At 59.5% G+C, this 25,624-nt stretch carries 13 protein-coding genes; 12 read left to right on the top strand and 1 reads right to left on the bottom strand.

What is annotated here, in order from left to right:
• The first annotated feature begins 254 nt into the window (after positions 1-254).
• From KHZ24_02705 to KHZ24_02760, 12 genes are all read left to right on the top strand, one after another.
• Positions 255-917, top strand: coding sequence for a DUF1819 family protein (locus tag KHZ24_02705; protein ID MBS5450114.1), 663 nt, complete (start codon positions 255-257; stop codon positions 915-917).
• 26 nt (positions 918-943) lie between these two features.
• A complete protein-coding gene (locus KHZ24_02710) occupies positions 944-1,546 on the top strand; it encodes a DUF1788 domain-containing protein (GenBank protein ID MBS5450115.1) in 603 nt (200 codons plus the stop codon).
• A 32-nt stretch (positions 1,547-1,578) separates the two neighbouring features.
• On the top strand, positions 1,579-5,364 hold the full coding sequence (brxC, locus tag KHZ24_02715; GenBank protein MBS5450116.1) for a BREX system P-loop protein BrxC: 3,786 nt from the start codon (positions 1,579-1,581) through the stop codon (positions 5,362-5,364).
• 32 nt (positions 5,365-5,396) lie between these two features.
• Positions 5,397-8,387 (top strand): BREX-1 system adenine-specific DNA-methyltransferase PglX, encoded by a 2,991-nt coding sequence (gene pglX / locus KHZ24_02720; GenBank protein MBS5450117.1) that lies wholly within the window; start codon positions 5,397-5,399, stop codon positions 8,385-8,387.
• Positions 8,388-8,416: 29 nt separating this feature from the next.
• Positions 8,417-9,391 carry a hypothetical protein gene (locus KHZ24_02725; GenBank protein MBS5450118.1) on the top strand — a complete coding sequence of 325 codons (975 nt, stop codon included), beginning with the start codon at positions 8,417-8,419 and terminating at the stop codon, positions 9,389-9,391.
• 14 nt (positions 9,392-9,405) lie between these two features.
• Positions 9,406-12,303, top strand: a complete 2,898-nt coding sequence (locus KHZ24_02730; protein ID MBS5450119.1) for a PglZ domain-containing protein — start codon at positions 9,406-9,408, stop codon at positions 12,301-12,303.
• Positions 12,304-12,377: 74 nt separating this feature from the next.
• Positions 12,378-12,548: a hypothetical protein gene (locus KHZ24_02735; GenBank protein ID MBS5450120.1), complete on the top strand. Its 171-nt coding sequence runs from the start codon at positions 12,378-12,380 to the stop codon at positions 12,546-12,548.
• Positions 12,549-12,697: 149 nt separating this feature from the next.
• Complete coding sequence (locus KHZ24_02740; GenBank protein ID MBS5450121.1) at positions 12,698-15,046, top strand: hypothetical protein; 2,349 nt, start codon at positions 12,698-12,700, stop codon at positions 15,044-15,046.
• A 190-nt stretch (positions 15,047-15,236) separates the two neighbouring features.
• The gene (locus KHZ24_02745) at positions 15,237-15,893 is read left to right on the top strand and encodes an orotate phosphoribosyltransferase (protein MBS5450122.1); all 657 of its coding nucleotides are present in this window, start codon (positions 15,237-15,239) and stop codon (positions 15,891-15,893) included.
• A 913-nt stretch (positions 15,894-16,806) separates the two neighbouring features.
• Positions 16,807-19,827: a hypothetical protein gene (locus KHZ24_02750; protein MBS5450123.1), complete on the top strand. Its 3,021-nt coding sequence runs from the start codon at positions 16,807-16,809 to the stop codon at positions 19,825-19,827.
• Positions 19,828-20,117: 290 nt separating this feature from the next.
• Positions 20,118-21,632, top strand: coding sequence for a peptidase S10 (locus KHZ24_02755; GenBank protein MBS5450124.1), 1,515 nt, complete (start codon positions 20,118-20,120; stop codon positions 21,630-21,632).
• A 144-nt stretch (positions 21,633-21,776) separates the two neighbouring features.
• Positions 21,777-22,808: a branched-chain amino acid aminotransferase gene (locus KHZ24_02760; protein MBS5450125.1), complete on the top strand. Its 1,032-nt coding sequence runs from the start codon at positions 21,777-21,779 to the stop codon at positions 22,806-22,808.
• Positions 22,809-23,619: 811 nt separating this feature from the next.
• Here the strand turns inward: KHZ24_02760 and KHZ24_02765 are convergent.
• Positions 23,620-25,521: an FAD-binding protein gene (locus KHZ24_02765; protein ID MBS5450126.1), complete on the bottom strand. Its 1,902-nt coding sequence runs from the start codon at positions 25,519-25,521 to the stop codon at positions 23,620-23,622.
• Between the last annotated feature and the right edge of the window lie 103 nt (positions 25,522-25,624).

Genomic DNA, 25,624 nt, shown 5'->3' on the forward strand with positions numbered 1-25,624 from the left:
CTCTTCTTGCGAAAGTATAGGTGCCCGGAGGTGTGCAAGGGGCCCTACCTGCCTATCGGGATTGACTTTCCTTTACTGAAAGTCGCCGGCCACTTTGTGCAGGCTGAGGGTTGCGCGACACGAACGCCCCATTTCGTGTCACGACGGCGATGACAAGACGGGGCCAGACGGGTCATCCTGCTTATGTTGTAGTACCCTATCGTTTACTGAGATTGCATGGGATCGAGCCGTTTTGCCGGAGGTGCACTGTATGACTGACGATAGGCAGGGGGGGTCTCAATGAGGGCCCTTTTGGCCGTCGCCTAGTTTCTTCTGGAGGAGCGCTTACGAGTGAGCAGTTCCTCCTTTCCGAGACGCGCATCGTCGCTTGCCTTCGTCTCGATGACTCCCTGGGCGACGGGGAGATCATCTCCCGCGTTTGCGCTGAGAATCTTTTCCAATATCCCACACCTAAGGCGCTGGCTGACCGTGCCAGGGTCTGCCTGAGGCGTCTTAACGCGCTTGCTGATGACGCCCTTGTGTGGCTTGTTGCGCACGGGACGCCTGACCAGATGCGGCAGGCAAACCTCTACGCAATGATGCGTTCCTACCGCCTCATGTGGGATTTCATGGTTGGTATGGTGGGGGAGCACTATAGAACGCTCGATCTCCGTCTGACGCGCGCCGATATCACCCGCTTCATCGGCCAGTGGTGCGCAAGCGATGAGAAAGCCTCGCGGTGGGCGGAGTCCACGCGCCGTCGTATTGGCAGCACCCTTTTGAACGCGCTGATGACCTGCGGGTATCTTGATGGCCCGCGCGGCGGGGAGCTAAGGCCCGTGCTGGTCGACGGGGAAGTCGAGCAAGGGATCCTACGCAACGGCGATGGGGCTGCCCTCGTCGCTTTTGCCTTTGCAACTGCGGGGGTGGCGCGATGATTCCGACATTCGCCTGTTCACAGCACATGGAATCTGATTTCGCGCACATCCGCGAACGTTTCTGCGACCCTAACTTCCTGGCATGTCGTGGGCTGGGTAATGAGGTTCCTGTCTTCCTCTACCCGTACGACGCTTCCGATGAGCTGTCTCTGCGCGCGTACGTGCACGACCTTACTCGCGATTCGGCCGATGGTCGCCTCATCGCACATGACGATGCTGCGACGCCGGTCCGCGTCGTTCACCGCGATGCGTGGGACATCCTTCTGAGCATTCTGCGGTCCAGGCGCATTCTAGACAAGGCGCCGAGTCAGGAGTTGCGACGCGGCTCCGACGCCCTGCTTGCGAGTATTCAGAAGATCGCGACGCCCGATGCGTTTCTGGAATCTCTCGACTACGAGGATCACCGTTACGGAGATGTCGTGCTGGTTAGCGGCATTGGCCGAGTTTACCCGTTTATGCGTGCCCATTCACTTCTCGAGAACGCCCAACACGTCTTCGGAAGTCCTCGAGATCAGTTGCCTCCCGTACCGTTCGTCATGTGCTATCCGGGCTCGTGGGATGGGCACACGCTGCGCCTGTTTGGCCATCTAGGAGATAGCAACTATTACCGCGCTTTCAACATTATCTAGCACCTGCGTCCAGTCTAGAAGGGCCTACTTCCATGCTGATCAGGGACATGTTTGCCAAGGATATCAATCGCGACATCGAGGGAGTCGTGAAGGTCGCGCAAATTGACCAATCGTGCGTGATCCAGGAACTGTCCGAATATGTCGTTACGCGCGAGCTTTCCGGGCACTTCTCGCGTCTTTTCGAGGCCTATGCTCGCTCTCTCGATGTTCCTACCAGCAAAATGGGTGTGTGGATCAGCGGCTTTTTCGGCTCGGGTAAGTCACACTTTCTTAAGATGCTTTCGTATTTGCTCGCGAACCCAGAAGTTGGGGGCCGCAGCGCTGTCAGCTACTTCGACGGCAAGTTTGATGACGCTTCGGTGTGGGCAAGCGTGCGCCGCTGCGCCGAGGTCCCCACGGAATCCATCTTGTTCAACATCGACAACAAGGGCCCGGTCAATAAGGACAAGACGGCCATCTTGCGCGTCTTTGCACGTGTGTTCTACGAAAATCAGGGCTTCTATGGCGAGAGCCTCAAGCTGGCGCGTCTCGAGAGCTATATCGAGCGAAAGGGCGAGACGGACGCCTTTCGTTTGGCGTATGAACGCATAAATGGCGAGTCCTGGGTGGAGACGCGCTCCTGCTATGACTTCAACTCCGACGACGTCGTGGCGGCGCTTGTCGAGACGGATGTTATGAGCGAGGACGAGGCACGTCGGTGGATCGACGGATCGGAGGAGGCCGAGCTCTCTGTCGACGGCCTTACCAACGAGATTCGCGACTACGTGACGCGTCGCAAGGCGGAGAACGGTGGCCGTTTCCGTCTCGTTTTCCTGGCCGACGAAGTTGGCCAATATATAGGCTCCGATGTCAACCTGATGCTTAACTTGCAGACGATCGTTGAGGAGCTCGGCTCGAAATGCGCTGGCGACGTCTGGGTCATGGTGACGAGCCAAGAAGCCATCGATGAAATCACAACGGGTTTGCCCGGCAATGACTTCTCGAAGATTCAGGGGCGTTTTGCGACACGTCTGTCTCTGTCGAGCTCTTCGGTCGATGAGGTGATCAAGCGCCGCATCCTCGACAAGACTCCGCAAGCAACGGGAGTGCTACAGGCTCAATGGGGCGCGCAGTCGGCAAAGCTGCGCAACCTGTTTTCGTTCAAGGACGCGCGTGGTGACTTGACGGGCTATACGAGCGAGCAGGACTTCGTCGAGACATTCCCGTTCGTGGGCTACCAATTTCCTGTTTTGCAGAGCGTTATGAAGGCGATCCGTCTGCATGGCTATTCGGGCAAGCACCTCTCTGAAGGCGAGCGCTCTATGCTGTCTGGTTTCCGAGAGGCGGCTCAGGCGGTTCAGGAATGCGGCGAGGATGCGCTTGTGCCGTTCTGGCGCTTCTTTGATACGTTGCATGACCAGATCGAGAGCCATGTTATGCGCGTTGTGGTCAGGGCTGCTCAGGCAGCTGGTGCGGGCGATCAAGGCCTGGAGCCCAATGACGTAAACATTCTCAAACTCCTGTTTCTGGTGCGCTATATCGACGACCTCAAGGCGACGATTGACAACGTGACCATCTTGATGGCAGATACGGTCGACCCCGACCTTGTTACGCTAAGGGGAAAGGTCAAAGAGTCGCTCGATCGTCTCGTTGGACAGGGCTACGTTGGGCGCGCCGGCGAGGTCTATACGTTTCTGACCGACGAAGAGCAAGACGTTGCGCGAGAGATCGCGCAGATGCGTCCCGAAGGCAGCCTGGTCACTAAGAAGCTTATCGAGCTGCTGTCGGATGGCGTTGTGCCCACACGCAAGCTGCGTATCGACGGCCATGACTTCCCGGTTGACCTCTATGTTGACGACACGTCGGCCGCAGTGCCCCAGGGCGGTCTGATTTTGCGTTTTGCAAGCCCCTTGTGGGACGTTTGTCGGCAGGGTGATGAGGGACTTGCCTTGAGCTCGACGCGCAACGGTGGAGAGTGCCTCGTCGTGCCATTGGCGGACGAAGGAGAGACGACCCAAGAGTACTATCGTGCCATCTATGCTGCCCTGCAGATAGACCAGTATGTGCTCACAAAAAAGATTGCCACGCTTCCTGAAACGACTCAGCGCATCATTAGAGACCGGCAGGGGGAGAAGACCAATCTGCTCAGGCGGGCAGGAGAGCTGCTGGCTGACGCCGTGCGCTCCGCGCGCATCTTCGTGGCGGGTGAGGAGTTTCAGCTGCGTGCGGCGAGCACTCGGCAGCGTATTGAGGCGGCGCTTGGCCAGCTGGTTTCGTCTGTTTATCCGAAGCTTGGGTATATTGGCCATCCTTTTGACAACGAAGCGGCTGTGGTCGATGCCTTGCTTGGCAAGCAGGGCAGGCTCGATGGCGTGGATGGCGAAAACGAGCGTGCCCTGCGTGAGGTCTGCGAATTTGTCAGCATGCAATATGAGCTCAGACAGCCTGTTAGCGTGGGGAACATACGCACTCGTTTTATGTCGCGTCCCTACGGCTGGCGCGAGCTTGATGTTGCGGGCGTACTGGCGGGCTTGCTCGCGGATAGAAAGATAAATCTGCGCAGCAGCGATGGCGTTGTTCGACTGTCGGGTGATCGAAAGACTCGGGATTGCCTCTTGAACGCTCGAGAGGCAGAGCGCGCGATTGTTGAGTATCGCAGGCAGGTTGACCCCGCGCTGCTGCGTGATGCGCGCATTCGGTATAACGAGGTGTTTGACAGGGCCGATGCGTCCGAGGATCCGGATGAGCTTGCAGGTCAGATTGGACAGCAGCTTACCGAGCTAAAGGGAATTCTCAAAACGATCGATGCCAAGCGAATGCGGGAGGGCGGTGCCGTTTATCCCGGCGAACAGGCTATTAGCTTGACTCGCGAGGCCATGTCGGCTGTTCTTGCTGCTGCTGAGTCTGGCGAGAGCGCCTCGACGTTGAGTGCTTTCGTGGACCAGGGCGATGCGCTGGGGGAGTCCATCGAGGCCCTGGACGAGGTTCGCAGGTTTTACGAGTCTGTGCAGGTCGAGATTTTCCGCAAGGCAATTGATGCTCGCGAGCGATGGGCAAGCGAGCAATTGCTTCTCGTACGAAGCGATGAGGTAAAGGACGCACTTACTCGTATGAGCGCGATCATCGCTCAGGATCGGCCTTACCGCTCGATCAGTGATCTTTCTGATCTGACAGACAGCGTGTCACGGGCTTACGACAGCCAGCTTGATGCCCGGCGTCGCGATTTGCTGAACCGGTGCGAGGACGCGTGGCGTGTGATCCAGGATGCAGCCCACAAGGAGGTTGCGTGCGGGGGCAGGTCATCTGAGACGAGTGGGCGAGACGCTTCGAAGAAGCCGCTCTCTTCAAACGTTCAGAGGGCGCTGTCCGATGTTGAGCAGCGCAAAAAGAGCCTCGAATCCGGGATTCATAGCGCGACTTCCATGACGCAACTTGCTGCTATGGAGCAGAAGGTCGTTGTGCTGACCGACAACGGGGTCGGTGCAGTTGAGGATGCGTTCCAGCGTGATGTCAAGCAGATCGAGAGAGAGCGCATCGCTCGGCAGTGCGAGAGCGTGGGGTCTTCGGGGGGTGGGCACCCCGTCGTGACGACGCGTATTGCGACGAGTGCTGGGAGCCGCGCTGGCTCGCCTGATCACAGTCCCATCCCATCTCGACCTGTCAGATCAGCTGCCATGCCCGTTGCGCGACCCGATGACATTCGTCTGGTGCGACGCAGCGATGTGCTGCCGCCGTGCACGCTGCGATCCGAGGAAGAAATCCGGGCGTACATGCGTAAGGTTGCCGACCGGCTTGTGAGCGAGCTAGCCGGCCATGACAGCATCCGCTTTGTGGGCTAGCAAATCACACAAGACCACGGAAGGACGCCGCTATGGACACTGCCGCCATTGAGAAATACTCCATCTGGGCCCGTCGTGCGCTTATTGAGGGCGTGAAGCGCCGCGCTTGGACGTATCGCCTGACTCCTGAGAACCGCTCGGGGGTCGATGCGTACACGACAGTTGCGGGCGCTGTTCTCTCCAACGAAGAGATTGCTCAGCGCTGCGAGCTGCTGCGCCGCCTAGACGAAGAGCCGGGCACGTCAGAAGAGGAGCGCTATGAGTCGTTCGTGGAACGCCAGGCGTTCTCGTGGTTCAACCGTTTCGTGGCCATTCGCTTCATGGAGGTCAACGACTTCCTGCCCGCGCACACGCGCATATTCTCTGACGCCTCCGACGCGTTTGAGCCGCAGGTGCTGCGCGAGGCGACGAGCCTCGATCTGCCGGGTCTGTCGCGTCAGGACGTGCTCGTGCTCAAGACGGCAGGTGACGACGAGGCGCTGTTCCGGGCGCTGCTGATCGCCCAGTGCAATCAGCTGGCGGAGTGCCTGCCCGAGGTGTTCGCCCGGGTGGGTGCCGGCGATGCGCTGATGCTGCCCGATGGCCTGCTGCGTGCCGACAGCGTGGTCGGAAAGCTCGTGACCGATCTTCCCGCCAGGGCGCTCGCTGACGAAGAGGGCTCCGCCGACGTTTCCGAGGACGAGGACAACACCCCGCTGTGGTCTGACGAGAAGATCCTGGGCTGGATGTATCAGTTCTACAACACGGAGCTCAAAGACGAGGCATTCGCCGGGTTTAAGAAGGGCAAGAAGGCGGACGCCCGGAAGATGGGCCCCGCCACGCAGCTGTTTACGCCCGACTGGATTGTGCGCTACATGGTGGAGAACACGTTGGGACGCCTGTGGATGCTCAGCCATCCCGATTCCACGCTGCGCGAGCGGATGGCCTACTACATCGAGCCGGGGGAGGGCGCTGAGAACGTCAAGCGTGTGAGCAGCCCTGAGGAGATAACGCTGTGCGATCCGGCATGTGGGTCGGCGCACATCCTGGACTATGCGTTTGAGCTGCTCTATACGATGTATGAGGAAGTCGGTTATAGCGCGTCCGAGATTCCGAGCCTCATCCTGACGAAGAACCTACATGGTATGGAGATTGACGAGCGTGCGGCCCAGATTGCCGTACTCGTTCTGTCGCTTGCTGCACGACGTCGCGATCGCCGGTTCTTCTCGCGTGGCGTGCGGCCCGACATTCGCGTGCTTACTCCGGTTGAGTTCGATGAAGAGGAGCGGGCGGAACTGGGCCGTCTGGCGGATGAGGAGAGCGACCTGTTCGACGCCGTGGCCCATCTCGGTGAGGTTGGCAGCCTCCTGCGCGTGACGCCCGTGCAGATCGCATCGCTGCGCGAGGCCCGCAACGCCGCGGTGCATAGTCTGCTAGATAGCGCCATAGAGAAGAAGCTCGACGCCATGCTCTACGCATGCGAGGCGGTCAGCCGCACGTTCGACCTCTGCGTGGCGAATCCGCCTTACATGGGATCAAGCAATTTTGGTCCCTGGCTTTCAAAGTGGATTAAGACAAACTATCCGACAGTAAAGAGCGACCTGTTCTCCTCATTTATTGTGCGTATCTGCGAAATGGCTGGCCCTGACGGTGACGTCGGCATGATGACACCGTTTGTCTGGATGTTCATCGGAAGCTATGAGAAGTTGCGTGCGATGATGATCGACGAGAAGACTATTACGTCGCTTGTCCAGCTCGAATACTCGGGCTTTGCAGGCGCCACTGTGCCGATCTGCACGTTCACGTTCCACAACTCTCACATCGCAAGTTACAAGGGCGGATACGTGCGCCTGTCCGAGTTTGTTGGTGCGGCCGTTCAGGCACCCAAGACTCGCACCGCCATCGCCGACCCCACCTGCGGCTACTTCTACCGGGCCGACGCCAGCACCTTCAAGGATATCCCTGGCACCCCCATCGCCTACTGGGCCAGCGACTCCATGCGCAAAGCGTTTCATGAAGGCATGCCACTCAGTGATCTATCTGATGCAATTATAAAAGGGATATTTACAGGGAATAATGATAAATATTTGCGAAGATGGTTTGAAATTTCAAATAAATATATTGGTAATAAATGGAGCGAATATACCAAAGGTGGCGCTTTTCGTCGATGGTTTGGCAATCAGGCGCATGTTGTTTGGTGGGCAGACAACGGTAAAGAACTTCGAGAGTTCTCCGGAAGTGGAACCGGTGCTGCAAAGTATTTTAATAATTATACAATTACATGGAGTAAAATATCATCAAGCTTAATAAGCTTTAGATATAATCAAAATACTATTTATTTTGATGATGCAAGCCCGGCTATCATATTGAAACAGCATATGCAGGATACATTTATAATACTAGCATTTCTAAACTCTAATATTATTAAAGATTTTCTATATTTTATATCTCCTACCTTGAATTTTCAAGTTGGATCTATTTCTCTACTTCCCTTTTTAGACATGAATCACTCGAAAAATATAATTGAAGATAAAGCAAAATCAAATATAGTAAATTCATGTATTGATTTTAATAGTAATGAACTATCAAGATTTTTTTCGAAAAATAAACTTATTGAAGAAAACAAGGAGGAAGCTATGTATGTGTATTTGAGGAAGGTATCTTACGAACCTTGGGATAAACGTTTTGAGCAACATCAGGATGACCCAATTCTAATATTCATATTAGATATAGCACCTTCTGTTATAGATAATATTTCGCACTCCTTTTCTATTGAAGATATATCATTTATTGATTCTAATGATATATCATGGAATATCTTAAATAAGAATATATGTAAAGATTACCTATCTATTAACCAAACAATTGAAGTTCAATTCTATTTAGATAGAATTGAAGACGATGCTTCGCTTTTATTAGAACACTCATGTCTCTCCATAAAGACAAGCTGCGCTAGTGAATTATATGTCACAAAATTCCTTATCCAACATAAAAATATTTATGGAGACCTAATATGGAAAACAATAAGAACTAATACAAAATAGAACTTTTATTATGTAGTTAAAGAGGTTTTATGTTAAGAACACTTTCTGACAAGTACGCCGCCCACAAGGCGGAAGTCAATGCCCGCTTCGACCAGCTCAAGCGCAACGAGGAGGAGCTGAACCGCATCTTTGCGGAGATCTATGACATGGTGGGGGAGGTGCCCATCGAGGTCGAGGACAAGTACGTCTCTGTCACGCGCATCTTCGACACCGAGGAAGAGATTCCCGACTCGTTCAAGGGCAACCGCTACGTTCAGACGAAGCGTGACGTCATCGTCTCGCTCATCAGCTATGCCGTCGGCTGTATGTTCGGGCGCTATTCGCTCGACGTCGATGGACTTGTCCTCGCCAACCAGGGCGACACGCTCCAGAACTACCTCGCCAAGATGCCCGACCCCGACAACGTGCGGTTCATGCCTGACGCCGACGCCATTATCCCTATCACCGATGAGTTGTACTTCGAGGACGACATCGTCGCGCGCTTTGCTGACTTCCTCGTGGCGGCCTATGGCGAAGAGACACTTGAGGAGAACCTTGCCTTCGTCGCGGATGCGCTTGACCCCGCCGCCAAGGGAACTCCGCGCGACACTGTTCGCTCCTACTTCTGCAAGGAGTTCTTCGCTGACCACTGTCAGACGTACAAGAAGCGCCCCATCTACTGGCTGTTTGACTCTGGCAAGAAAGGCGGCTTCCGGGCGCTGACCTACCTGCACCGCTACCAGCCCGACCTACTCGCTCGCGTGCGAACCGACTACGTGCATGAGCTACAGCAGCGTTATCGCACTCGCATCGAGCAGCTCGAGGCCGAGGCGGACCAGCTTGGTGGCGCCCAGCAGGTGCGTCTCAACAAGCGCATCGCCAAGCTTCAGGCCCAGCTGGCCGAGACGCAACCTTTCGAGGAAAAGTTGCATCACCTGGCAGATCAGATGATCGAGATCGACCTCGACGACGGCGTAAAAGTGAACTACGCGAAGTTCCAAGACGTGCTGGCTAAGATTAAGTAACGAGGTTACTCGCCATGTCGAAGAAAACTGACATCCAAGCGCGTATCGCTGCGCTCTTTGCACCCACCGCTGCGGATGGGGAAGAAGAGCACGGATCCGAAGGCCACCGTGTCGTGATCTGGCATGATCCCGACGGACAGTTCGAGGCCGATCTTGCATCCCTCGAACTGCCCGAAGGCGTCCGGCTTCTAATTGAGGAGCCCAATCACCTTTTTGAGCTCAAATGTGCGATTAACGCGTTTACGGATGGGCATGATACGGATGGCTTGAGTCGTTCGGCGCCTGGCGACCCGGCGGGCATCCTCATATATCGACGCCGGCCCGCCCGAACCTCGAGCAGCGAGCTTGACTGGCTTGCGGATGTCGAGCGCTACGCCGAAAGCTTCCAAGCCGATTGGACTTCGCTCGTGCTTTCTGAGCTTCGAGCGTCGGATACCATCGAAATGCGTGCTGGCCTTGCTCGTCACAAGCGGTTTCTCCGCAAGCGATTGAACATAAGGGCGATAATAAGGGCTGCGTCTTCCTCTTCGCGAGATGCGGCTCGGGGCACGGCGGGAAGTGCCATCTCCCGGCCTATCCAAGATCGAGACCTCTCGCGTGTGGACAACGATGATCTGCTGTTTCAGGATCCGCGCGAGTTGGATCTGGCTGTCATGGCGCTTGCGCTTTCGAAAGAGAATGCCCCGTGTGCCGAAGATGTGATCGTCACCTACATAACGCGTGCGTGGCGAGAGGGTGCCGAAGGTCTCAAGCGCATGCGTGCCGACTTGGAAGAGGCCGGAAGTGACGCGGATCTTGCGGAACTTCTGTTCAGGAGGCTCGGCTTTGGGGATGGGGAGTCTCTCCCTGCCGAAATAAGCAGGGCTGTTCGTCACATTTTGCTCACGGCTGCCTCCTTGTCGCTGCCTGCCGATAAGCTAGGACCTTATGCGGCGCTTATCTCGGTGAGGCATCGCGAGTGGTGTCAGTGGCTTCTCCGCGCGTGGGATCGCACGCCGGGCGCCGATAGGGCCGACCTGCTCGAGATGTGCCGGGATGCTGAGCAGGCGTGCGACCTCTCGGCAATGTTTGCGCATATGGATGCCTCTCGACTGGCTCGCGTTGCCGTGTTTCCCGCAGCCCAAGAGTGCTCCATCCGCTTGCTATGTGACCGTGCGCGGGCGGCGACGCTCGACGCTTCCGTGATTGAAGAGACGCGCGAGGCGGCTCGGGATGGTCTTTGGTATCGGCTCTTTGCACCATGCTGGGACTCTCTCGCGCGTTACTCAGAGCTGCTTGAGGCGCAGCGAGATATTGCGCTGGCCCTTGCCGATCATCCGGATGCTGAGAAGCTGTGGACTGCGTATACGGGCCAGGGGATTTCATCCGACGGTGATGTCCGCGGAACAACGAGCGGCATGGGTCGGGAGACCTCTTTCGCGGTCTCGGCTGGAACGCGCCTGAGTGCTGCGGATACGGCCTATCGTCACCTGCATGTCACGGCGCGCCGTGCCCTGCTCGATCTGCCCTCACCAGCCGTGGGCGATGCTGTTAAGACGTTGCTGGATGCGGCAGAGGGCGTATATGCGCGCGGCTGCCTACGCCCTCTGTGCGACATGTGGAGCTCGGCTATCGAGCGCGATGTTGCTGCCCAGGGCTACGTCGATAGCATTCCTCGCCAGGAGCATCTATTCATGAACGAGGTTCCGTCCTCTGACAAGACGCGCACCTATGTGGTTGTCTCCGACGCATTGCGTTACGAGATGGCGCTCGAACTTGTTGATCGTCTGGAGAGGGACCTAAAGGGGACTTGCACACTATCCGCTGTTCAGTCCGTGCTCCCCAGCGCTACGCGGTGTGGCACGGCTGCTCTGCTTCCGCATGGAGCGCTGGAGATGACCGCTCCGTATGAAGATGCGCCAATGGAGGAGCCTGCTCAGGCAGGAACTGAGCGCTTCTCGATTAGAGTAGACGGCCTGCCCGTGCAAGGGGCGAGGCAGTGCCAGGCTGTCCTACGCCGGTGGGACGAAAATGCCGTTGCGGTCCGCTACGCGGATTTTGCTGGAATGGGAACGGACGCGCGGCGCGCTCTGGTGATAGACGCGCGCGTGGTGTATCTCTACCATAGCGTTATGGCCGCTACCGATGGCAAACCAGACGCCGAGACGCCAGTTTTCGAGGCGTGCGACCGCTCCATTGATGAGCTCGTGGCACTTGTGAAGATGATCGTCGGCATCGGCGGCTCGCGTGTTGTCATTACGTCGGGTCATGGTTTCTTCCACACTGCCGAGCCTCTGCCAATTGATACGGCGAACTGTGCGGATGTCGAGGGCGTTCACATTGAGGACGGGCAACGCTTCATTGTCGCTCGAAAAGGCGCGCATTCGGATAGGCTGCTCGAGGTGAATCTGGATCGTGTTGGCGGAGCGGACCTTGTGGGTTTTACGCCGCGCGACGCCTCTCTCGTTATGGCGCCCGGCGAAGGGGACCGCTTCGTACACGGGGGCTTGTCGCTTCAGGAGATGTGCGTGCCGGTCATCCGGTTCGTCGGTAGAGGTAAGGCAAGCGTTGCCGCGCGTCCCGCGCAACTCGAAGCCGTAAATACGCGGCCTGTCATCGGAAGTTCTCCGTTCAACATTGACCTGCTGCAAACGGAGCCCGTAGGTGGCAAAGTGGCTGCCGCGGCATACGATTTGTTTGTGGCAGATGAGGCGGGGACGCCCATCACCACGGTGCAGGTCGTTTTTGCAGACAGGACTTCACCCGAGCCGCCGCAGCGCACGATGCACGTGGGGCTCTCTCTGATCCCAGGCGCGAAGACTTTCCCCTCTGATCGGTACTTCCTGACATTGCGAGATCGCGAGAGTGGTGTGAGCCGTCGCGTTGCCAGCTTCAGAATTAACATCTTTGCTTCGAAGGACTCCGGATGGTAGAGGGCTTTTCAGATGCCCTTTGCAGGGACGCAAGGACAACGGATCTAGAAGAGTGCGAGCCCGTCGTTGTGTGCGTGCCGAAGAGGTCTTCCTCGGCGCTCATCCCGGACGTGCCTTGCCTGCTTCCGTTGGAGGTTATCGAAGGCCTCCAGCACATCGACGCTAGCCTGCTTGGTGCGGTGTCGCCCGAGTTCTACGCAACTGGCGACTGTGTAGCCGCTGCCAAGAAAGCGCTGGGGCTGTAGGGCAATTCGCCTGGAAAGGATGTGTGTGCCTGATGGAACGCCCGCGTCGCACATACGTGTATGTAATATGTGGAACATGCTGCGGATCCGCCGGAGGTCTTCTGATCCTTCTTGGGTTCACGCTATACGTTGCTGTCAAAACTGCTCTCGTGTTAGCTGGCATTACTATTTTAGTAATTGGGCTTTTATGTATTGTTGCTTTAATATCGTCGCCATTCATTACTGCAGCGAAAAATAAGCAAGATGAAGAAGCGGCTGAAATCCTAGGGCCACGCTATTTCGATCTCAGCGGTATGCTTCGAGTGCTTGAGCAGCCTGCGGATGTATACAAACAAGCAATTGACCGGGAATTGAACGATGTCAGTACATCCGGTGACTGGCATGCATGCTCTCTTGGATTAAACTACGAGAAATTCTGCACATCACATATCTATAATATGAAGATGCGTAAATCTGAGGTATTTCTAACCTTTCTAAACGAGTCAATTAAAAAATATAATGAATATAGATTTATAAATGAAGGTATAAATACTTTAACAACAGTCGAAAATGATATAAGAGAAAGGATAAAGAAAGCAGGTGTTGATGAGAAGTACAAAATCTTGCGCTATGGCTATCGGTCATGCTCGCTTAGAGAGCCATATGCACCGGAGGCGCTTGACGAGCTTTTGTCAATTATCAATGACGCTGTTTTATTTCGGTCTGGCATGAGCATGGACCGGATGCTGTCCAAGCCTTCCTGGATGACCGAACGCGCATTTTGGGAAAAGAAATATGGGGCCGATATTAAATTTGATTTTAATCAAAAACAAATTGTAGCCGTGGGGATCGAACTTCGAATATTAAGAAATAAATCCTTCTATGATCCCTGGCTATGGGAATCGTTCAGGGGGATTATTGAGGACGAGGTTGATAAATATCTTCAAGGAGATGCATCTCGTGCTCGGCCATTTTATGAAGGAGACCAACCGACAGGGGCTGGCTGTGATTGGAGTTATCACCTCCTTGATTGTTCTTCCTTAAATCCCAAGGTTCGTCAAATCGTACGCGAGCGAGTGAGATTTGTATCGAACTTCAAGGGGGCACTCGGGTCTTTTCAGGCTTTCCAAAAAGGTCTTGTAGACGCTGGGATCGATGAATGCCTATTCTCTGATGATCCCACCGGAGATTATGGGAGAATCTCATTGAGTCTGAGGCGCCTGGTTGGTAGTCAGGTTTGCTATGGTGTGGATATCATCCAAAATCCCTCTCAGATGATCATGAGTTTTATAAGACTTGCTATTGATGCGGCTCTCTATCGCTATTTCGCTTCCAAGCCATACGCTTCGGAGGAGCTCGGCATTGATAAATTGGCATCCTCACTTGAGAGTGTGTACTTGCCGATCGATGAGATACCCGACTTCTTTATAACGTACATTCAAGATATAACGGCTTTAGATGATGAAAAAATCAAATATCTATTTGATGAAAGAAAGTTATATATTAATGAAAGGAGAAGGTATGTTGATGAGATAAGCAGGTCCTTGGCCAGCCAGACGGCAGAGAGCGACTCAAAGGAGAATACCATGGCATCTTCAGGTAATCGAGCTTATGAATACAAAATATCTCCTTCAGGATCTTTGGATATCGAACCTCACGTTGAGCGTCCAATCGCCTCTGCTTTCGGAGACGGTGGCGAGGCCGATAGCGAAGGCTGCGATTACCTGTTAGCTGATACATTTTCAGAGGCGTATCACCGACTGTGCTATGAGACGGGTAAGGTCTTTGTGAAGGGAGATTTCGGCTCGCTGTTCAATGGCTTTAGTGAAGGCATGAATAGCATCGCCGCACAGATCGCTCCGCAGGGCGAAGAATCCCATCTCCATATAGAGGGTTATTTTGCTGAGATGCTGCTGTTGTTCAGGGACGCTGTGCTGTTTCAATGCGGATGCGGATGCACTGAGTCTTTTCTGAATCATTGTCTCATGGGCCCATTTGGGAATAGCCAAATGGCGGATTTTGTACGGGTGTTGCTCCCCGAAGATATGGAGACTATTCCGGATCCCTCGGGTCTTGCCGCCATGCAGCAGGAAAAGGCGCGTGTGGATCGGCTTGAAGGGCTTCTAGAGGAGGGTGTGGAAGCCTTAGATGACGAGGGGATGATGCTGCTCGTCGATGAAGTGGCTCGTCGGGCAGGCTATCGCTGCGACCCATCGAAGTATGAGGAAGGGTTTCGATTTTTTGGTATAACTTGGCCGACCCTAACCAATCGTGTAAAAGAGTACGCGCTTCGGATTAGCGATGTCACTACGCCTGAGGAGCCTCTTGGTCTTACTTGGGGATTGGTCCGTGCAGCTGTTGATGCTGCCCTGTTCCGTGCTGGCTGCGGTACGGACTGGGATTCTTTCAAAACATCTGCTCTTGAAAGTGTCCATCTTAAGCTTGATGAAATTCCCCCTCTGCTTCGGAATTATGCGTATGAAACATGCGTGAAGAACGGATGGAATTCCGATCGTTAAAGTTAAAATGATACGGCGTCGAATGCGGGACTCTAGATTTTTCTGAAGCATCGGGGACTCTAAAGTGCAAGGGGATGCTATGGTGACGGTATCGAAGATAAGCTTATCCTGTTAGGACCTGACATCTTTCCATCAGAGGAACGCTGGCATTGTCTCGATGTAATACATCTCGATTGAAGGAGTCCCGCTCATGGCATCGAAGGTCACCAAGGAAGACGTCGCGAAGGGCCTGCTCTCCATCAAGGCGGTGTTCCTGCGCCCCGACGAGCCGTTCACGTGGGCCTCGGGTATCAAGAGCCCCATCTACTGCGACAACCGTCTCATCCTGTCCTACCCCGAGGTGCGCGAGACGGTTGAGTCCGGCCTGGCCGAGCTCATTGCCGAGCGCTTCCCGCAGGCCGACAGCATCATGGGCACGTCGACGGCCGGTATTGCTCACGCGGCCATCGTTGGCTACAAGCTCGGCAAGCCGATGGGATATGTGCGCGGCTCGGCCAAGGACCACGGCCGCAAGAACCAAATCGAGGGCCGGCTCGAGCCTGGCGCCAAGGTCGTCGTCATCGAAGACCTTATCTCGACGGGTGGCTCCTCCATCGAATGCGCCCAGGTGCTGCGCGATGCCGGTGCCGAGGTACTCTCTGTCGTGAGTATCTTCACGTACGGCATGGCCAAAGCCGCGGCGAACTTCGAGGCGGCGGGCTTTGCGCACGACAGCCTGTGCGACTTCGACACGCTCGTTGAGGTCGCGGCTGCTGAGGGCTATGTGCAGCCGGCCGATGTCGCACGCCTGCGCAAGTTCCGCGACAACCCCTCCGACGAGTCCTGGATCTCGCACAGCGAGGCATAGCGGATCGCACATGTATTGCGGCGGCTGACGCGTAGACCGCTGCTAGAAGGGCGCCCGTCCTTTGGGATGGGCGCCCTTCGCTTTTTGAGGGGTCTCGCGATGCTGGGCGCCGCCTCTTTGTCGCGCGGGCGGTGCCTCGCGGGCAGAAAGCCGAGGTGTGCATGGCTCGGTTGCCGGCTGGGATGGGCGTTCGGTGGGCACAGGCCGCTGACCTGCGGTTTTCTTGAGAAGAGCTTTCAGGCGGATCGGCTTTCGCCAGATGCGCCATACACGGCTTGCGTTCTTGTCCATGAATCGGCGGGCCAACGGCAAGATGCATCCCCGTCGGCAGCAAACCGTGAGCTTTCTGCCCCCGACGCCACGGGCTCCTTCGACCGCTCGCCGGAATGGTATTCCCGGGCCGCGTTCGATGCGCGTGCGGATCCATTCGTTCCGCTCGCCAGTAAAAAAGCCTTCCACAAAGGTAAACTCAATCTGTGGGGCGCCTTCTGTCCGTATAATCCCACATATAGCGGTTCTTCCACTGCGATACCGCGTGCGGCGGATTGCCTGCACGCTGCAGAACGGACGAAAGGCGGTTGCCATGGTCCTACGCAGCTTCCGTGTGCCCGAGACGACGAATACGCCTTCGATGCGCCGGGGCAGGCGGGACGTCGTTCCGTGGCTCGCCCCGGCACTTCTCGCGGTGATTTTCGGCCTGGCATGTGCGCTTAGCCCTGCCTGGGCGGCGGAGTATGAGCCCGGGGGAGGGACGACGGCCGGTGGGACGCCTCCCGTTGGCCCCACTGTTTCGAATTCTCCAGACCTGACTTCTGCGGTTGATTTTGCCCAGCCCAACCACGAGGACGTCGCTGTTGAGCTCCCCGTTACTGCGCCTCTCGTAGCCCCCGAGGTCCCTGATGATCTTGATGTCGTGGCCACCGACGCTGCCCAGGATTCTCTCGATGCCGTAGCAGCCCCGGGCGTTCTTGCTGGCTCCTCTCAGGACGCTCTCGCCTCCGCCGCCTTCGACGAAGCTTCCGATGCTCTCGATGCCGCAGCTCTCCCTGGCACCTCGGCCGGCTCAACCCAGGAGGATCCCGACGGCTTCGATGTCTCAGCATCGTCCGGTTCCGCCGACGCCCCTGTCGCCGCAGTGCCCGGCCCCACCCAGGAAGCTCCCGACGCCCCCGACACCTCGGCGTCATTCGGTTCCACCAACGCCTCCGTTGCCGCGTCGCCCGGCCCCACCCAGGAGGTCCCCGAGGCTCCCGCTCCCGTCGCCCCCTACGCCTACGCCGATCACGTCTCGCTCTACCTTCTTGCCACGCTCAGCGGTCGCGACATGGAACCCGGCGAGCTCTCGTTCACGATGACGGGCCGCCCCTCCACGGGCGACCCCGCATCGGGCGACGCGACGTCGAAGCTCTCCGCGTCCGACGCCCACTTCGCCAACACGAGCGCGGGCGGAGAACGCCTCTTCGGCCTGCTCGAAGACCTCTCGTTCACCTCCGCTGACGCCGGCAAGACGTTCGTGTTCGACCTGCGCCAGGACATCCCCGCCGACGCGACGAATCCCTCCGTGGACGCGGCGCTTCCCCAGTTCGCGGGTATGACGTACGGCCAGATCGCCGCCCAGGTGGGCAGCGTAGGCTCCCTGGAGAGCGTCATCGCAGGCCAGCCTTCCGACGCGGAGCTTGCCCTGCTCATGGACGGCTGGCAGCTCGACGGCGTGTCATATCCTTCCTTTGCAGTCTCCTACGCGATAGATGTCCTGGCGGGCGATGACGGAGCGCTCGCTACCCAGACGTGGATCACGCGCGTCTCGGTGAGCCCGGACGATGGGGCCGTCCCGAGCGTCTCCGCGCGCCCGTCGCCCGTCCTCGATGGCGGCAACGCCGACGTGAAGTTCCCGAGCGTCTACGTTGACCCCTCCACCGAGCCGGATCCCGATCCCGCGCTCGACTACGGCGAGGAAGGTGCCGCGCGCATGGGCATCGCCCTTGACGGGCGTCCGATGGCCGCGGGCGAGTTCTCGTTCACGCTCGTTCCGGTGGGCGATCTTGGCAACGAGGACACATCTGGCGCGTCGTATGAGCAGGCCGCCGCCAAGCTCTCCGGCTTGACTACGCATTTCACGAGCGGTGCTGCGCAGGAGGCAGGCGCGATTGACTACCAGGCCCTACTCGCCAACGCCTCGTTCGAGCCCGAAGAGGTCAACCTCATCTACCGGTTCTTCCTGATGCAGGACATTCCTGCCGAGGCGACGAACCCCCTGCTTGCCGAGGACCCGGACTTCGCCGACGTGGCCGGCAAGACGTATGGCGAGCTCGGGGCGTTCAGTTGGCAGGCCGATCCTATGTGGGGCGATCTCGACGGCGAGTTTTCGCATGCCGACCGTGCGAAGCTCCACGCGGGCTGGCAGTTGGACGGCATCTCCTACGACGCGACGCGCTACGAGCTCTACGCGTTTGTACTCCAGGGCGCCAACGGTGCGGTCGAGGTCGACTACATGGCTCTGGGCTTCGTGAACCGCATCGACGCACAGAGCGGCGAGGTTGTCGAGGACGTTTCCATGCTGTTGTTCTCGAGCAGGGAGGGTTCCCACGCGCCAGAGAATGCTCTGGTGTTCCGCAATGCATACGTGGGCGAGGCTCCTGCTGCCGATACGGTACTGGGCGACGTTCTGCCCCTGACGGTCGGCGTGTCCCTTAAGGGCTCCGCAATCCAGCAGGGCCAGTTCGGCTTCACGCTCGTGCCACGCGAGTCCCTGCCCGGCGATGAGGGCGCAGACGCCGCGGCCAAGCTGACGGAGGCCGACGCACACCCCGTGAGCGGCGTCTCCGACGGCCTTGCGACGATGCCGCTACTTGCGGGCTTCGCAGCAGGTCCGCAAGACGTCGGCGGGTCGTATGTGTACACGCTGGTTCAGGACGTTCCCGGGGACGCGACGAACCCCGCCATGTCTCAGCGCTTCCCGCAGTTCTCCGGGCTGACCTACGGCGAGCTAAGCGAGATTATTGCCTCTGGCGGCGACGTCCAGGAGCGCATGGACGCCACAAACGCGCTCGCCATGGACGGGTGGCGCGCGAATGGCGTCACCTACGACACGCGCAGGAGCTCCGTGGTCGTCAACGTGGGCGAGGACGATCCCACGCAGCTCTCCGTTCTCGTTACGACGTACGGCTACGCTCCCGACGCCGACGGTACGTGGGGCGTCGCCCGTGAGGAGCGGTCGTTCTCGACGGCAGACGGCGCACCGGAGGAGCCCGTCCTCACGTTCGAGAACCGTTATGTCGCTGCGTTCACCGACGTGACGGCCCCGATCGTCGTGGCGAAAAACGTGCTGACGGGGCGCGACCAGGCTACGGGGGAGTTCAGCTACGGCATCACGACGTCTGACGAGACGCCCGGTTCTGTGGAGCCGTGGGCGAGTGCGACGAACGCGGCTGACGGCACCGTGACGTTCACGCCGCTCGATCCCGCGCTCGACTCCGCGTGGCTCTCCTTCATGGCAGCGATCGGCGGCCCGGTCAATGAGTTCACGACGGCGGAGGGCCTGCGCGGATGGCGCGTCGGATTTACGGCGTACCAGGCGGCCGAAGTGCCCGAGGGCGTGACGGCCGAGGTTGATGCCGTTGACTTCACGATATCTTTCGTCGACAACGGCGACGGGACGCTGGTCCCGTCCATCGACTACCCTGTGGGCGGCATCGTTTTCAAGAACGCCTACGCGGGGGCGCCCGTAGATCCGGATCCCGACGAGCCCGCACGGCCTGATGACGGCAAGAAGCCGACAGTTGACAGGAAGCCGGCGTCGCAGATCCCCAAGACGGGCGACGCGAGCGTTCCTGCCGCCGCGTGGCTGGGCCTCGCGCTCGGCGGAGCGACGTGCGCGGCTGCTGGCGTGGCTCTCGTGGCCCGTGGTGCACGTCGTCGCTCGGGTCGTTCGTAGCCTCCCGTCGCCGCGAAGGCGCTTTCTGGCCAGAATCGCGCGGCGTGTATTCCCAGGGCGGCCCCTTTGGCGTGTGTATGCCGAAGGGGCCTCTCCCGTTTGGTGCAAACCCGCAGGTCGGCAAGACGCCGCCACGCCGGGGCTGCCAGGGCGCGATGCACATCCTCGCTTTCTGGCCACCGAGCCGCCCCTGGATGCCGTTTTGCTGCCTATGGGCCAACTTCCCACCCCGTCATATCGCCATGCGTGCATAATCAGGCCTGTCTATCCGCTCTAGTGAGGAGGCATGCATGTCCGAAGAGTCCACCGCCTGCTGCGAGGGCTGCCCCGAGCAGAAGGCTGGCTGCTGCGCCGACAAGCCGAAGAAGGAGTTCCGCGAGCACCCCGCGCCCGTGAGTGCGCAGTTCACGTGGCAGTCCGGCGAGCAGGCCATCGCCTACACCGCCACTGCCGGCCACGTCGACATCCGCGAGGATTGCGGCGAGCCCATCGGCTCGTTCTTCTGCCTGTCCTACGTCGCCGATGACCCGCAGGGTGGCGCGCAGGCCCGTCCCGTCACGTTCGCGTACAACGGTGGCCCTGGCTCGGCCAGCGTGCCGATCAACGTCGGCGGCATCGGCCCGCGCCGCGTCGTCCCCAACGGCGACCGTCGCATCGGCCCCGCGCCGTTCCAGATCGAGGACAACCCCTACACGCTGCTGCCCGAGTCCGACGTCGTGTTTGTCGACGCGCTGGGCACCGGCTGGTCCGACCTGGCGAAGGGCGTTAAGCCCGAGCGCGCCTGGGGCGTCGACAAGGACGCCGAGTGCTTCGCCCGCTTCATCTACGCGTGGCTCGAGCGTACGGGCCGCTGGAACTCGCCCATCTACCTCTATGGCGAGAGCTACGGCACGACGCGCAACGCCGTGCTGTGCAAGGTGCTCGAGGACAAGGGCATCGCGTGCAACGGCGTTGTCATGCTGTCGTCCATCTTCGACTGGACGCCGACGATCCCGGGCAACGACAGCAACTACGTGCAGCTGTTCCCGACGTTTGCGGCCATCGCCAACTACCACGGCAAGTGCGACGCCGCCAAGGGCAAGACCGACGACGAGCTGTTCGAGGCCGCCTGCGCCTTTGCCGAGGACAAGCTCGCCCCGGCGCTGCTCAAGGGCGACCGCCTCGACCAGGACGTCGAGGCCGAGCTGGCCGAGCAGATGAGCGACTTCCTCGGCCTGTCGAAGAGGTACCTGCGCCGCAAGCACCTGCGCGTCGAGCTTACCGACTTCCGCTACGAGCTGCTCTCCGACGAGGGCAAGGTCGTCGGCCGCCTCGACGGTCGCTTTTCCAACGATGCCGGCAACTTCCTGCAGACGAGCCGCGAGGGCGTCGACGAGGACGATCCGGCGAGCTCGGCCATGAGCGCGGCGTGGGATGCAGGCTGGCACTACATCGTGGGCAGCGAGATCGGCTACCACTACGACAAGCCGTACCTCTCGAGCAACTACGAGAACATCGGCCCGAAGTGGAACCACAAGCACACGTCGGCCGGCGCGCAGTGGAGCGCCAACACGGCCAACGTCACGTATGACCTGGCGTACACGATGCGCCACAACCCGCTTATGAAGGTCATCGTGCTCGGCGGACGCTACGACCTGGCGACCCCGTTCCTCGGGCCCATCGAGGATCTCGCGCGCATGTACCTCTCCGAGGACGTCAAGAAGAACCTGTCGTTCAAGCTGTACGACGCCGGCCACATGATCTACGTCAACACGGACGCCTTCAAGAAGCTGGCGGCCGACATCAAGGAGTTCTACCAGGCGTAGCGCGGTGGCTGTAGTGGGCTTTATGCTGCTACTCTTTGCAAGGTTATGGTGAAACCGGGATAGTAAGCCGCGGGCGTTGCCGGCGACTTACTATCCTTTCGTATCTAATCCGCAATGGGGCGGGGACGCGACGAAGGAGCGCTCATGGCGACCGAGAAGAAGGACCTGGACTGGGCCCACCTGACGTTTGACTATCAGCCGACGGACTACAGCTACGTCTGCAACTACAAGAACGGCGCGTGGGAGGAGGGCGGCCTCACGACCGACCACACGGTCACGCTGTCCGAGTGCGCCGGCATCCTGCACTACTGCCAGGAGGTTTTTGAGGGCCTCAAGGCCTACACGACGAAGGACGGCGACATCGTCTGCTTCCGTCCCGACATGAACGCCGAGCGCATGTACCACTCGGCCGAGCGCCTCGTCATGCCGCCGTTCCCCCAGGACAAGTTCGTCGAGGCCGTCAAGCAGGTCGTCAAGGCCAACGCCGCGTGGGTGCCGCCGTTCGGCTCGGGCGCCACGCTCTACGTCCGCCCCATGATGTTCGCGACCGGTGAGGTCATCGGCGTCAAGCCGGCCTCCGAGTACCAGTTCCGCATCCTCGTTACGCCCGTCGGCCCCTACTTCGGTGGCGGCACCGCTAAGATCTGCGTCTCCGACTACGACCGTGCGGCGCCTCACGGCACGGGCAACATCAAGGCCGGCCTGAACTACGCCATGAGCTTGTATCCCTACATGCTGGCCCACCAGAACGGCTACGACGAGAACATGTACCTCGACTCGCAGTCGCGCACGTACGTCGAGGAGACGGGCGGCGCCAACATCCTGTTCGCCAAGGAGGATGGCACGCTCGTCGTTCCCCAGAGCCACACGGACTCCATCCTGCCCTCCATCACCCGTCGCTCGCTCATCTACGTCGCCGAGAACATGCTCGGCATGAAGGTTGAGAACCGCCCGGTGAAGTTCGAGGAGGTGCCCGAGTTCGTCGAGTGCGGCCTGTGCGGCACGGCTGCTGTCATCTCCGCGGTGGGCGAGGTCCATCACGGCGACGAGACCATCGTCTTTAAGAACGGCCACGACGAGATGGGCCCGATCATGACGAAGCTCCGCTCGACGCTGACCGGCATCCAGTCCGGCGAGATCGAGGGGCCTGAGGGCTGGGTCGTCAAGATCTGCTAGAAGCGCTTGCCGAGGCACGCCATCTGCGGCGTTGGATCGGGGCTTACGTAGCGTCAGTACGCTACGCCCCGATCCGCCTTGCATCTGACGCACCTCGACAACCGCTTATTGTGCTTGTTGCGTTGGGCCGCCCCTCACGTAGCGTCTAGTACGCTACGGGGCGGCCCGCCTTGTATCCGCGGCGTCTCGACAACAGCTTGCGCCGCGCTGCCACGATGGGCCGTCCTGACGAGGGGCGGCCCATCGTGCGTTTGCGGGCAGGGAGCTTTTCGAGCTCGCTCTTCCTGCCAAGAGTTGCCCCTTGGGTGGGCGAGTTTTGCGATCGTGCTAGGTTTTGTAATTTGGGGCGCTGAATTTGGCCCCGAATTGCGGGCGTGCTAGGTTTGTTGACGCGATCTTCGGTGTAACCGCGTGGCTTTGTGTCATTTCCGCAGGTCGCGGCATCTCGCCTAGAAGCAGCCTCCCTTTTGAAGGTGCGCAAACCTTGCACAACCGAAGATCGGGGCCATTTCCGGCGCCTGGTTTTGCAAAACCTGGCAGAACCGTCTTTTGGGGACGCCTGGTGCAACGCCGGGTTGCGGGCCACCCGGTGTGGCGCCAGATCGCGGGCTGTCGGCGCCAACCCCCGTGAGGCACCCGCAAACCTGGCGCGTCGCGAACGCAAACGCAGAGCGGCCTCCCGATATCCGGCTCGCATGAATGCTGTGTCAAGGATCGGGAGGCCGCCTGTGGTGGCGCGCTGGGGATTGCGCGCCTAAAGAAGTGCCGGGAGCCGCTGGGGGCTCGGCTCCCGGCCTAGCGGGAATGGCTCTTAGTTGCCAGCCTCGGCAAGAGCGTTGTCGACGGCCTCGAGGATGGCGCGGCTCGTGACGGTGGCGCCGGCGACGGTATCGACGTCGGTGCTCTGCGCCTCGACGATGGCCGCGGGCAGCGCGTCGATTGCGTTCGTGCCGATGCCGTCCGTCTCGTGGTGGTCGACGACCTCGACGGAGCTGATCGTGCCGTCGGCATACGCGACCTTGACGGTCAGCGGGCCGCCGATGCCGTCGGCCGTGCCCAGGTACTCGCCCTCGGCCGTCTCGACCGTGGCCTCCTCCCAGGTCGCGACCTTGGGCTCGCCGCTCACGAGCGAGTCCATGACGGCGTCGTCCTTCGCGGCGGCGGCCATGCGGCCCGCGAGGCGACCGAAGGCGCACGCCTCGCCGAGGTTGCCGCCGGCCTGGTACATGTCGGCGTAGGGGGCGCCCAGCTCACCGGCGCCGAACAGGTGGGGGATCGGCTCGCCCGTCGTGGAGATGATGCGCGTCTGCGGGTCGCGCTCGGGGCCACCCTGCGTGTTCGTGTACGTGGGCGAGAGCTCCATGGCGTAGTAGGGGCCGGACTCCGCCAGCGCGTTCAGCGTCTCGGCGCTGCGGCCGAGCACGACGTCCACGCCGTCGGCGCACGCCTGGTTGTACGTGGCGACCTGGGTCGACAGCGCCTCGGGATCCAGGCCGATCATCTCGGCGAGCTGCTCGATCGTGTCTGCCTTCGTGATCCAGCCCTTCTCGACCTCGGCCTCGTTCTGCTCGGACCAGCCGGTGTAGATGGGCGCGTCGACGCGGGCGGCCTCGTCGAAGATGGCGAAGGCGGGCACGGGCACGTGCATGTGCTTGTGCGTGCCGTGGAAGTCGATGAAGCCGTGGCTCGGCGACTTGCCCTCGTCGACGAAGCGCGTGCCGTCGCCGCCGACGAAGATGACGCTCTTGGAGCTGAAGCCCGTGCTCACGAGGCTCTGCTGGCCCTGCATGCAGTAGCCGCAGGCGTTGCCGGTCTCGGGGTTCACGAAGTTCGGGTCGGGGCCGACGCCGTTGCTCATGTGCCACAGGCGCGCGCCGACCTCGATGCCCATGAGGATGCCATCGCCCTCGTTGTAGTGGGCTCCCTTGGCGTAGCCGTACGGGACCTGCAGGTAGTCCTGGATCATCTGCATGTTGTTCTCAAAGCCGCCGCAGCACAGCACGACGCCGTTGCGGGCGCGCACGTTGATGACCTCGTCGCCGTTGTGGACCTCGGCGCCGTGCACGACGCCCGTGGCGGGATCCTGGATGAGGTGCATGACGCGCGACTCGTACCAGACGTCGACGTTCTCCGCCGCGAGGGCGGCGCCGCGGATGACGCGCCAGTTCTGGCCCGTCCAGAACTCGCCGTTGACCGCGAGCAGGTTCATGGTCTCGCTGCCCTCGTAGTCATACTCGACGAACGGGACCATCTCGACGCTCTCGGCGCCGTGCGACTCGAACCACTCGAGGTTCTTGGCAAGCTCGACGGCCAGCGCGTCGATCATCTCGTCGGACGGCGTGTTGAAGTCGCCGCGCAGGGCCTTGAGGTACGTGGCCGCCTTCTCCTCGTCACCGGGGTAGATGGACAGCGTGCCCTGGCCGGCGTAGGGGGCGTTGCCACCCTCGCGGCCGAGCGGGGCCTTCTCGATGAGCAGGACGCTGGCGCCCTCCTCGGAGGCGGCGACGGCAGCGGAGGCGCCGGCGGGGCCGAAGCCGATGATGACGACGTCGTACTCGTTGTCCCACGCGACGCTTGAGAGGAAGTCGTTGCCGGCCGCCTCGTCAGCGCGGGCCTGCATGCCGGCAAGCGCCATTGTCCCGGCCGTGCCCACGGCTGCTCCGGCGACAAAACCGCGACGCGTCATTGCATGCTGCTCTGTGCCATTCATCATTATGAGCCCCTTTTCAGTACTTAAATTATCGATCAACGTAATATTGTTTATTGAAATGAACACCTGTGAGACTTGGACATGTCCTGATATGAATCATATGGTT

The organism is Coriobacteriia bacterium, from assembly GCA_018368455.1.
In the GTDB taxonomy this organism is placed as follows: Bacteria; Actinomycetota; Coriobacteriia; order Coriobacteriales; family UMGS124; genus JAGZEG01.